This is a genomic window from Lactobacillus taiwanensis (genome assembly GCF_017894345.1).
Classification (GTDB): Bacteria; Bacillota; Bacilli; order Lactobacillales; family Lactobacillaceae; genus Lactobacillus; species Lactobacillus taiwanensis.
In genome coordinates this window covers 1,862,983-1,875,207 of sequence record NZ_CP059276.1, presented here as the reverse complement: position 1 = coordinate 1,875,207, position 12,225 = coordinate 1,862,983, and the positions used below count along the sequence as shown (strand labels likewise).

Below are 12,225 nucleotides of genomic sequence, written 5' to 3'. Positions count from 1 at the left end.
CTACAAGTGGATTTAAATACTTTGATGATAGTTTTAAAACCTCCAAATTTGAGACATTGGATTTAGATAAATATTTTAATTTTGGAGGAAATTGAAAATTGGATAAACCAGATGTCTTAAATGATTTAGAACCGAATAAAAAGCACTATATGAGTTGGCCAGTTATTGCATTGATTGACTTTGTAACGATTATTAGTTTTGAAAATATCTTCTATCCATTTCAAAACCAAGGTCTATCAGTTGTAATTTCTTGGATTTTTCTTCTATTTACTTATGTTATTCCTTACGCATTGATTAGTAGTCAGATGAGTTTGACTTTTGATAATCAGGATGGTGGTCTTGCTTCTTGGGTAAGAAGAAGTACTAATGATACTTTAGGCTATTGGACCTCATGGATGTATTGGGTCCAAAGTGTGCCGTATATTGTCGACGTGTCAAACTCAGTTATTGTTTCATTCAGCTGGATGATTTTTGGAAACAATAGTTTAGATAAAAAAATGTCAACATTCTGGTTTGGAATTTTGACATTCGTAATTATTTTGATTTTTATTTTATTAGAAAATAAACTACGCAATTCACTAGAAATTCTTTCTTTAATTGGTGGGGGAGCAATGTTTATTATGTCTATGCTCTTTGTTTTGCTTGCTGCCTGGTCAGTAATGCATGGACATCATATTGCAACACAACCATTTAACTGGGGCGCATTTAAGCCTTCGTTTAGCTTGAATTACTTCTCAACTACTGGTCTTTTGATCTTTGCAATGTCAGGTGCTGAACTTGCTGCGCCTTATGTGCAACAAATGAAGAATCCCAAGCGCGACTTTCCTAAAGCAATGTGGATGCTAGCAATTATGACTGGATTCTTAACCATCTTTGGAACTTTGGCTTTAGCAATGTTCTTTAATGCTCACCACATTCCACATGACTTTAAGATGAACGGTCCTTACTACGCTTTCCAATTACTTGGTGAAAGTTTGGGTGTAGGTAAAGTGCTAATGTACATTTTTGCAGTTGTCCAAGCAATCTTTATGATGGCACAACTTGCAGTATTACTTGATGCATCAAGTCGTGTATTTGCAGGGGATGTTGGTTCTAAGTTCATGCCTAAATGGCTTACTAAGAAAAACAAGAACGGACGTCCAATTCATTCATACACATTCACTGTCGGACTTAGTTTGTTCTTGCTTCTATTGACTGGAACTTTGCCGAACATCAATACTATTTATAACTGGCTTTTGAATGTTAACGGAATTATTTCGCCATATAAGACTTGTTGGGTATTCTTTGCCTTTGTAGCAATGAGAATGCACCAAGATAAGTATCACTCAGACTATGTCTTTATAAAAAATAAGGCCGGTGCTTTAACTGTTGGTGGGTGGTGCTTACTCTTTACCTTTGTTTGTGCTACTTTAGGATTTATTCCTCAAAACGTGGCAGTGGGTACTAAGGCATTTACTCATCAATTATGGATGAACATTATTACTGTTGTTGTATTGTTTGGCTTAGGATTTGTTTTACCATGGCTCCGTAAGATTGAACAAAAATCTGAAGAAGAAGATATGGTCGAGATTAAAGAATAAATTAGATATTTAGAATAAACTATTACTTCCGAGATTCAGAAATGAGTCTCGGTTTTTTTGTGCTTCAAAATAGCAAAGGAGTAATTAAAATAATAAAAATAACTATAATCTAAGGATTGTTATATAACGAAAATAACTTAAATAAAAAACAAGTTAAGTAAGATAAAGCACTTTAAAATAAACGTACTGATGAAAAAGTGAATTTTGAAAATATATTCTATTAATTCTTTCCACGTATATGATTAGCTGAAGACAACACTAGATTATTTCAGATATTATGAATTACAAATAGTGATTATAATAATCTGTTAATAACATCAAAATATTATTATAAATAACATTGAATTAGAAAAAGTGAAGTGATAACATAACACTTGTAATAGCGTAGGAGGGAATAAAGATGAAGATTAAGAACTGGAAAAAGATAGTTTTTGCTTTAGGTACAGTAATTATCTTAGGTCAACTTGATGTTTATCAGGTAATAGCGAATAGTTTAACCTCAGGTGAAACAGCAAAAACAGCTTCCAAAGCATTAGTGGCAAAAACAGCTGCTCTAGGTAAAGTGGCAGAAACTGCTAAAGGTGGAGTAACTGATGGTAAATGGATTATTATTCCAGGTATCCCAGGAAAACCAGCTATCCCAGGCAAGCCTGGAATTCCAGGAAAACCAGGTATCCCGGGCAAACTCGGCATTCCCGCAAAAGGGTCTCTTGCTGCAACCGCGCCCACAGCAGCTACAGCTGCGACTGCAGCCACAGCCCCAACGGCAGCTACAGCTGCAACTGCGGCGACGGCTCCTATAGCAATTCGAGTTAAGTAAATGACTTGTCTGTTAGGAAGTGATCAAAAATAGAGTCTATTATTTTTGATATTTCAGCAATGGGGATTTTTATTTATGTACTTTGGGTTGTTTTATTAATAATATGGGGTAAAAATACTAAATCTTTCTTATCAAAAAATATAAGCAAAATTGATCCTAAGTATCATTTAGTAGTATTAGTTCCCGCAATGAATGAAGAGGCGGTAATTAGTCGAACCATAAAACAATTTTTAAAAAGTACGGCAGGACTTTCTCAGGTTGAAATGGTAATTATTGATGACGATTCTTCCGATAAAACGTCGTCTATTACTAAGATGGTAATAGCTCAAGAAAAAACTGATCGAGTTAAGTTGCTTGAGCGAAAAAAGCCAAATGCACAAATTGGTAAAGGTGAAGCCCTTAATTGGGCCTATAGTCGACTCATTTCACAGAATAATTATGATCCTCGATACTTGATTATCGAAGTTATGGATGCAGATGCCTATATGACAGCAAAAGGCTATCGAAAGATTTTACAGTACTTCTCTGTAGATGAAAATTTAGATCTTTTGCAAACTAGAGTAGGTATGATAAAGATAACTAATTGGCTACATATTTTGCAGGATATAGAGTTTGCCTTAATTAATGATTGGATCCAAAATACACGAAATATCATCTCTAATGCAGCAGCTTCTGGAAATGGTCAATGTATTCGTGCAAGTGCAGTTGATACTAATCAACCTTGGGGAAATGCTTTGCTTGAAGATTTTGAATTTAGTACACGTTTTCTTTTGAATGGAAAAAAGACTCTGTATGCTCACGATATCGTGGTGTTTCAGGAAGCCGTAAGTCATCCTCTAGCTTTTATTAGACAACGAAGTAGATGGGTACAGGGCGGATTAGATTGCTTAGTAAATTATTGGGGAAAAATAATATCTAACGACAATCTTAATTTAAGAGCAAAATGTGAAATGACTTTCTACATGATTTTACCAATAATTACGTTAATTACTGGGGCAAGTCACTTGATAGTCCTTGGATTTGTGAGCATTAATGCAGAGGGATATTGGCGCTTACTAGTTCTACTGATAAGTATTAACATAATTTGGTGTGGCTACTTGGGATGGAAATATTGGAAATTAACATTGTCTAAGCAGTACGTATTAATGGCAAGTATGCTGATATCTTTTCCAATATATAATTTGTTGTTATATATTTCTATAATTATCGCTTTTTATAAGAAAATACGTGGCAACTCATATTGGGTAAAAACAACTCATGGTGAAGATGAATTAAAGAGGAAAAAATAAAATGAAAAAGTATAGATTAGCTCTGACTACAGCAGCATTATTAATGGCTTTTACCTTAAATACCGGTAAGGCGAAGGCAGCTGAAAATGATAATAACTTACAAGATGAACACAATATAGGCTTAGTTGCAGAAACAGCTGATGTAAGAGAAACTGCTCCACTTACAGCAAATACAGCAGGCACAGCCGCCACAGCCCCAACAGCAGGCACAGCTGCCACAGCTCCGACAGCAGGCACAGCCGCCACAGCTCCGACAGCAGGCACAGCCGCCACAGCCCCAACAGCAGGTACGGCCGCCACAGCTCCGACAGCAGGCACAGCCGCCACAGCCCCAACAGCAGGTACGGCAGCCACAGCTCCGACAGCAGGCACAGCCGCTACAGCCCCAACAGCAGGTACGGCCGCCACAGCTCCGACAGCAGGCACAGCTGCTACAGCAGGTACGGCAGCCACCGCCCCAACATCATCTACTAGATATTACTATGTTTCAATTAGTGTGAGAGTATACTACTCATATTCATACTCTTACTTTGATTCCTACTCATATTATAGAGACTGTAATTTTTTAAATTATTACTACTCTTCTATGATGCGTCCACAAAGGGTCTGCTGGTATTTTTTATAAACTAGTATGATTTAAATCTTTTTTAATCAAAAATATCTTTTAAAATTGCATTTAAGCAATTTTGCGTTTAATCCTTTAAAAATCTTAATTCAAATTAAAAACTCTATTAAATCGAGGCTTATTAACACCAAAATCTAATAGAGTTTTTTCTATATATTATTAATTCTTAGTATTTAAAAATTTGCTTTATTGGAACCTTTATACATATCAAGAGCTGATTCTAAATCTTTGTCTTTAATTGATACGTGCTGTTCCTTTAATACTTGACTGATAACATTATTCATCATTCTAGAGTTGCTAGCCCATTTATTATAAATTGCTTCAGTTAATTCTTTTTGCTTATCAGCAAAGTTACCCTTTTTAGGATGATTAATCATTTTAATGACTTCATAACCATTTGTAACTTTGATAGGTTCTTTGGTATATTCATCATTTTTTAATTTATAGGCGGCCTTTTTGAAAGTAGAATCGTACCGTCTATTTTGCATATCAAAAGCGGACAATTTTCCACCATTGGAACTGGTTAGACTATCGACAGAATATTTACTAGCTAAACTAGCAAAGCTTTCACCATTATTAAGTTTCTCAATAACTGTATTTGCTGTATCACGGCTAGTAGTTGAAATATGCTGAACTGTGATCTTCGGTTGATAATCTTTCCACTCTTCTTTTAATTGGGAAGTGGTTGGCTTCATCTGCTTTTTTAAAGCAATTTTACTTAGATAATTTAATTCAATCATTTGTTTAAACGATTTTTTTGTATAGGAGTTTTCTTTTAAAAAGGAATCGAATTGAGATCCATATCTTTTTTTGTAACTATTATAGTCGGCTTCTACCTGATCTTTATTAAGCTTACTTCCGTACGCTTCTTTAAGAGCCCCGTAGATCAACATATTAGCTAGAATTGTTTTGCTAGTTGGGGAGCTCTTTAGTTCCTGATAAAATTGCTCCTGCGATATTTTTTTATCGCCATATTGTGCAACTTCCTGATTATTTGAAGAACAACCAGTTAAAAATAATAAAGAAAAGCTACTTGCTGCTAAAGCACCAACTTTAATTATTCTTTTCATATAAACCTCCAATGAAAAAGTTTTTATTATGCTAATATTTATTTAATAATTTAAACAGTTATTTATTTATAAATCAATGTTAATTTTTTCGGCATTAGTAGCATGATTTGGAAGAAATTAGTAAATAATGCACATTTGATAGTTATTTTTTATATAAAAAAGCATTGAACTTTAATATAAAATGGATATAATATTAAAATAAAAATATATTAAAATGCATTTTTATTATAAATTAGTTACAAGGGTCAGTTAATCAATTCTTTAAGGAGGATTTAAATGAAAAAGAAGAGAGAAAAATATGCTTGGTTATTGCTCAGTACAGCTCTTATAACTACTGGTCAAGTACTTGGTGGAGGAGAACAAGTCGTAAAGGCAAGTGTAGAAGGCCAAAGTAACAGCGTTAAAAAATCTAAAGCAGCTGTAGAACATTCTACGACCGCTCTCTCGAGACAAGCTATTGAGGCGCAACTTGCTGCTCAAGGTGTTAATTTTGAACGACTAACACCCGAAGAACAGCAAGAGGTCTATGTAGATGTGATTGTCCAACTCGACGCTCTACCAGCTTCTGAAAATGGATCAATTGATTCACAAACAGCAAGTAGAGCCGAAATTGAGCAAGCATCGAATAAAGTAATTGCTGCTCAATCTGGAATTAAGAATGAAGTTCAAAAAATTACAAATCAAGCCATTGATAAAAGTTATGGGTATGTAGTTAATGGTTTTGCAACAAAAGCAAAAGTTGGAGATATTAAAAAATTAAGAGAAATTAAGGGTGTAAAATCAGTTACTTTAGCTAAGGTATATTTTGCAGCCGATACCTCAGCAAATAATATGGCCAATGTTTCGACGGTTTGGTCAAACTATCAATATAAAGGTGAAGGAACAGTTGTTTCAATTATTGATACTGGTATTGATCCTAATCATAAGGATTTGAGATTAAGCAACGAATCTAAAGCTAAATTGACTGCTAAGGATGTTGATGGCTTTACTGAAAATAGTGGCTACGGTCGTTACTTCACCAGTAAAGTACCATTTGGTCATAACTATTCTGATAATAACGATATTATTACGGATGATGATCCAAAAGAACAACACGGTATGCATGTTGCGGGTATCGTTGGTGCAAATGGTACCGGAACTAATCCAGCAACTTCAGTAGTTGGAGTGGCTCCCGAAGCACAATTACTTGCCATGAAAGCTTTCTCTAACTCAGATAGTTCTGCATCTACTGATTCAACTAGTATAATTGGTGCAGTGGATGATTCAGCTAAGCTAGGAGCAGATGTTCTGAATATGTCTTTGGGATCAGTTTCAGGTGAACAGACTGAAGATGATCCAGAAATTGCAGCTGTAGAAAAAGCTGTTAAGCATGGAACAGCAGCTGTAATTTCAGCAGGAAACTCTGGTACTTCAACGTCAGATCAAGAGGGAAATAATAAAGATTTTTACGGTAATCCAGATATGGAAACTATTGGTAGTCCAGGTACAAGTAGAGGGGCAACAACAGTTGCATCAGCCGAGAATACGAAAGTGACTACTGATGGAATGACTATCTCTACTGCAAGTGGAGAAAAGCTGTTTGGACCAGCTGTTACCCAGCTTTCTCCTAACACTGATCTTTCTGCATTTGATAATAAAAAATTCTATCTTGTAAAAGACGTAGCTGGAAAATTAGGTGTGGGAACACCGGATCAGTATACCGATGATGTAAAAGGAAAAATTGCCGTAGTAGCTCGTGGAGCAATTCCTTTTACTGATAAACAAAAATATGCTCAGGAAGCTGGTGCAGCTGGACTTCTTATTATAAATAATGCTGGTGGAAATACCCCACTAACATCAGTTTTGTATAACGAAGGATTTCCAACAGCCAGTTTGTCAACTGATGATGGTAAAAAGCTTGTTGATTATCTTGAATCTCATCCTGATGAAGTATTGCAAGTAAACATTGCAGTTCAACCACTGAATAATGTGGTACGTGAAGAAGATTTGATGTCTGATTTTACGTCTTATGGTCCTGTTTCTAATTTGGCATTTAAGCCTGATATTACCGCTCCAGGTGGAAATATTTGGTCTTTGCAAAATAATAATGGCTATACTAATATGTCCGGGACTTCAATGGCATCACCATTCATTGCCGGTTCTCAAGCTTTACTTGTGCAAGCAATGAATGACAAGAATGGAAAATTTTATGAATTGTATCAAAAGATGCCTAAGAGTGAACGAGCAGCTTTAATAAAGAATATTCAGATGAATACAACAAATATTGAAGTTGACCTTGATCATGATTCAGTTATTGAATCACCTCGTAGACAGGGGAGTGGATTAGTTAATGTAGAAGCTGCAATTAATGCAATTTTGCATAATCCTTCAACAGTTAGTGGTGGGAATGGATACCCAGGAGTTGAATTGAAAGACTTCAAGGATCGTAAACATCAATTTACTCTTAAATTTACAAATCGTACTAATAAAGAGATCGAATATAGTTTAAATAGTAACGGAAAGTTTTCTGATGTATATACTTCAGCAACAGATTCCAAAACAGGAAAATTATTTGAAAAGAAAATTGAAGGTGCTACGCTTACTCCAGATGAAAAAATAATAGTTCCAGTAAATTCAACTAAAGAAGTAGGAGTAACTTTATCATTACCGGACAATTTCAAAGAAAACCAATATGTTGAAGGATTTATGGCCTTTACTGGATCAGATAATTCCCACTTAAAAATTCCATACATGGGCTTCTTTGGTGATTGGGCTGAGCCAGCTATTTTTGACGGATTGAATGGATTAGCATTTAATCCGGAAAACAATAATTTAGGTACAATTGTAACGGCTGGAAATAAAAATGGAGCAAGCGGATATGCTGGATTAAGCCATGTTGGAAATTATCGTATTGATCCAGATGCAATTGCATTATCTACGGCAGATGGGGCATCCGTAACGTGGTTGAAGCCACAGTATTTCTTATTTAGAAATGCCAACGATGTTAAAGCTGAAATTTTAAATCAAGATGGTGAAGTAATTAATACTTTGGCCTCTTTAGCGCATGTGACCAAGTCATATTGGGCTGCTAGCAGTCAAAGATATGCTAAGTTCAATTATGCTCCAGCTTGGGATGGTACATATTTCAACCAACAAACTAATAAAACTGAAAAAGTACCTGATGGAACTTACACTTATCGTGTAACGGGTACAGTCGATGGAACGAACAAGCAACAACACTATGACATTAAAATTAAGGTTGATAGTGTTAAACCAGAAGTTAAGAATTTGAAGCTAGGATCGCATAAAGATCAGAACGGGAAAATATCGTATGTTCTTAAAGCTGAAGCAAAAGACAATTTTAGTGGTCTAAATGGTCAAGCAAATACTTACGTAAATGGTGAGCTCAATAGAAATGTATCATATGACATTGTGGGTTCAACAAATTCTGGATATCAAAAGATTGAAATTCCACTTAGTGATGAGCAAGTTAGAACACTTAAAGCAGGAAAAAACGATTTGTCTATAGCTGTCTTTGATAATGCTACTAATGCCGGAACTACTTCAGGTGTAGCTAATAAGCCAGGTGAAATAAACTTTGGACTAATTATCGATAAGAACTTACCAAGCAAAATAACAACACTTAGTGATGCATATAATGCAAGTGATAATTCTTACACGATTTCAGGTACATATCCAGAAAAAGTATATGGTACATATACTGATAAAGATGGGAAAGAGCATGAGCTTAAGATAAGCTATGATGAATCTAGCGAACGCTTTGTTACAACATTACCATTGTCAGTTAGTGATTATGATACCCAGGTTAAATTCTATGCTGATGAGGAACATGAGACTTTAATTACTAAAAAAGATATTAAAGTTAGTCTAGTGCCAGCTAAAATTGAGAGTCTTAAAATTGATAATCAAGAAACCTATGCTGGAGATGGAGAAGTTAAGTTAAGTCAAACTTCTGAAGATACAGTGGAAGTATCAGGAAAAGTTAGTGCCGATGCTGATAAAGTTGCTGTAAAAATTAATGATAAAACATATAGCGCTAAGCCAAATAGTGAGCATGAATTTACAGTCAAAGTCCCAGTAAGTTATGGCGAAAATGTAATGAATATTGTAGTTAGCGATGAGGATGGTAATAGCTCATCAGTTAAGCAAATTGTTAAATCGAGTGATCGTGGTAAAACTGTTGTTTCAGCAGCTGATGTTACTTTTGATAATGGAGTTAAATTTGGAACAAGTAGTGTTAACGCGAAAACAAAGAACTATGATCCTAAAACTGGTAAGTTAACATTAACTGGAAAGGTTAGCCGTCCAACTACTACGCTTAGAATTGGTAATCAAGATGTTAGAGTGAAATCAGATGGAACATTTAAACTAGTTTTGGATCTTGGTAATCACGGTTCTAAGGTGTTTCCAGTTTTAATTGGAGATACGACTATTGGAGACACTGTTCAAGAAAGACTAACCTTCTATGTAGATGCAAATACTCCAGAAGTAACCCTTAACCACGAAAAGGATGAACAGGGACACTACACACCAATTTATACAAATAAGGAAGAGTTTGAAGTTCAAGGTACAATTAGCGACGATTACCCATATTATAGTTTGTTTATAAATGATAATAATGTTGATGCAAATTGGGATGATATCGATTATAATGGCACCAAGAATTTGAGAAAGAAATTTATTCATACTGTTAAACTTAAAGAAGGGAAAAATACTTTTAATGTTGCAGTAGCTGATAATAATGATAATCAGAGTGAAGTTCAGACTTTGGTCGTACATTATAAGAAAGCTCAAAAATTGGCAGCACCACAAATTACTGCTACAACTGCATCAGATAAAAAATCAGTGACAATAACTGGAAAAGGTGAAGACGGCAACGTCTTATATAGTACTGATGGCGGAAATAAATATGCAGTTTTGCCAGAAGAAGGGCTGACTGTTACAGAGAACGGAAAGATTTTATTTAAGACTACTGATAAATATGGTAATGAATCAGATGTTGTTGAATATGCCGTTAAGACAATTGAAAAAGATCAGCCTAATACAGATGAGAGTACAGCTCAGGCACGAAAAGAGCTAAGAAAGAAACTCGATCAAGCAAGATCTTTAGGAAGTGCTGGTAAATACACACATGAATCAGCTAAAAACTTAGCTCAAGCGCGTCAAGAAGCAAGCAAAGTATTAAGAAATAAGACGGCAACTCTTCAAGAATTGACGCACGCAATTGAAAGTTTAGATACGGCAATTAAGAATTTAATTGAAAAACCAGCAGAACATGAAGTTAATAAGGACTTACAGGCACTTAAAGAAAAACTGGAAAAAACAATTAAAGAAAATGAAGAATTTGATCAAAGTAAATACACTGATGATTCAGTAGCAGAAATGACTAAAGTTCTTGATCAGGCAAGGAAGACTTTATCTGATAAAGACGCAAATGTAGCTGTCCTTCAAGAAGCATTTGACTCTATTGTTAATGCAAAGAAGGCTCTTAAGGAGAAACAGGTATCTCCAGAAAAGCCAACACAGCCAGCTGATACAAAAGAAACCAATGTTGAAGAGATTATGGCCGCCAAAAATGCCTTAAAAGAAAAGGCAGAAAAACTTAGTCAACTTGATACCACCAAATATACTTCTGAAAGCGTAGAAGGCGTAAGCAATGCGCTGAAAAAAGTAAATCAAGTTTTAACTAATAAGCAAGCAAACACAAGTGAAATTCAAGAAGCACTTGATAGTTTGACACAGGCTGAAAAGGCTTTGGTTGAAAAAACAGTTTCCGATCCTGATGTTGAAAAAGCTAAAGATCAATTAAAAGAAGAGCTTAATAAGCACAAAGATGAAGATAAATCGCAATATACTGATGATTCAGCTAAAGTAAAAGAAAATGCTGAGAAAACTGCAGAAGGAATATTGGATTCAAAAGATGCACAAGTAGAAGAAGTTAATAAGGCCACAGAAACTCTAGTTGAAGTAGAAAAAGATTTAGTTAAAAAAGATGAAACAAAATCCACTAATGATCAAGAAGCAGAGCATGTTCGAGCAAGTTTGCAGGAAGCAGTCAATAAGAATAACAGTTTGAATTTAGATGGTTATACTGCTGAATCACAAAATAAATTCAAAGAGATACTGAATAATATACAGGAAATTTTGAATGATAAAGCCACATCTTCAACTAGCTTAGAAAATGCAAAGGCTGTTCTGGAAACTGCTAAGGGTATTTTGACGAAAACAGAGCATCAAGTAGTCCTACCTAAGGTTGAACAACCAGTAAACGTATCAACTACAGAAAAGAAAAATGAGGATAACACTAAAAAAGTAAGTGAAGTTTCTAAAGATGAGTCTTCAAGTAAACAAGTGGAACCAGTTGAAAAGCAAAATGAAACAGCCTCTACTCAAAATAAAGACAACGTAATAGGAACAAATCAACAAACTTCAATTAAAAATAGTAAAGAATCTTCAAATCAGAATGATGCTGCTAATGTACAAACACCAATAAAGAACAATGCAATCCATGAAAAGACAAGCGGTTCTATTTCAGTAAAGCCTCATACTCATGGCCAGAATAATAAACAAGTAGCTACTAAGATGAATTCTTCGAAATCTAACAATGGAAATAATAAAGAATTACCAAAGACAGGAGAAAAAGAAACATTAGTTAGCTTGATTGTCACTGGTGTGACTACATTACTTGCTAGTGTAGGAATCGTTATAAAGAGAAGAAATAAGAATTAAGATGATAAATTCCCCGGGAAATACATTTTGATGAATTAAAATTCTTTTCCTTAATATAAGAAAAATGCGTTAAGATATTGAATCTTAGCGCATTTTTTGTGGATTTGAATAA

The 12,225-nt window shown here is 34.9% G+C and carries 6 protein-coding genes; 4 read left to right on the top strand and 2 right to left on the bottom strand.

What is annotated here, in order from left to right; genetic code table 11:
- The first annotated feature begins 98 nt into the window (after window positions 1-98).
- The 3 genes from H1A07_RS09185 (at window position 99) to H1A07_RS09175 (ending at window position 3,689) form a co-directional block, all read left to right on the top strand.
- Complete coding sequence (locus H1A07_RS09185) at window positions 99-1,580, top strand: APC family permease (protein ID WP_057718533.1); 1,482 nt, start codon at window positions 99-101, stop codon at window positions 1,578-1,580.
- A gap of 400 nt (window positions 1,581-1,980) precedes the next feature.
- Window positions 1,981-2,400, top strand: coding sequence for a hypothetical protein (locus H1A07_RS09180; RefSeq protein WP_210145008.1), 420 nt, complete (start codon window positions 1,981-1,983; stop codon window positions 2,398-2,400).
- Window positions 2,401-2,459: 59 nt separating this feature from the next.
- On the top strand, window positions 2,460-3,689 hold the full coding sequence (locus tag H1A07_RS09175; protein WP_244974129.1) for a glycosyltransferase family 2 protein: 1,230 nt from the start codon (window positions 2,460-2,462) through the stop codon (window positions 3,687-3,689).
- Between the two features lie 161 nt (window positions 3,690-3,850).
- Here the strand turns inward: H1A07_RS09175 and H1A07_RS09170 are convergent, their stop codons facing one another.
- Both H1A07_RS09170 and H1A07_RS09165 read right to left on the bottom strand, forming a co-directional pair.
- The gene (locus H1A07_RS09170) at window positions 3,851-4,024 is read right to left on the bottom strand and encodes a hypothetical protein (protein WP_210145007.1); all 174 of its coding nucleotides are present in this window, start codon (window positions 4,022-4,024) and stop codon (window positions 3,851-3,853) included.
- A gap of 463 nt (window positions 4,025-4,487) precedes the next feature.
- Entirely contained in the window at window positions 4,488-5,384 is an 897-nt protein-coding gene (locus tag H1A07_RS09165) for a peptidylprolyl isomerase PrsA (RefSeq protein WP_094503116.1), read from the bottom strand.
- Window positions 5,385-5,660: 276 nt separating this feature from the next.
- On the opposite strand from H1A07_RS09165, the gene H1A07_RS09160 reads away from it, so the two are divergent.
- On the top strand, window positions 5,661-12,113 hold the full coding sequence (locus H1A07_RS09160) for a S8 family serine peptidase (protein WP_210145006.1): 6,453 nt from the start codon (window positions 5,661-5,663) through the stop codon (window positions 12,111-12,113).
- Window positions 12,114-12,225: the final 112 nt, after the last annotated feature.

Bases quoted from the DNA above. Each gene is read 5' to 3' on its own strand.
- H1A07_RS09180 (WP_210145008.1), top strand. From the start codon at position 1,981: ATGAAGATTAAGAACTGGAAAAAGATAGTTTTTGCTTTAGGTACAGTA.
- H1A07_RS09175 (WP_244974129.1), top strand. From the start codon at position 2,460: ATGGGGATTTTTATTTATGTACTTTGGGTTGTTTTATTAATAATATGG.
- H1A07_RS09165 (WP_094503116.1), bottom strand. From the start codon at position 5,384: ATGAAAAGAATAATTAAAGTTGGTGCTTTAGCAGCAAGTAGCTTTTCT.
- H1A07_RS09160 (WP_210145006.1), top strand. From the start codon at position 5,661: ATGAAAAAGAAGAGAGAAAAATATGCTTGGTTATTGCTCAGTACAGCT.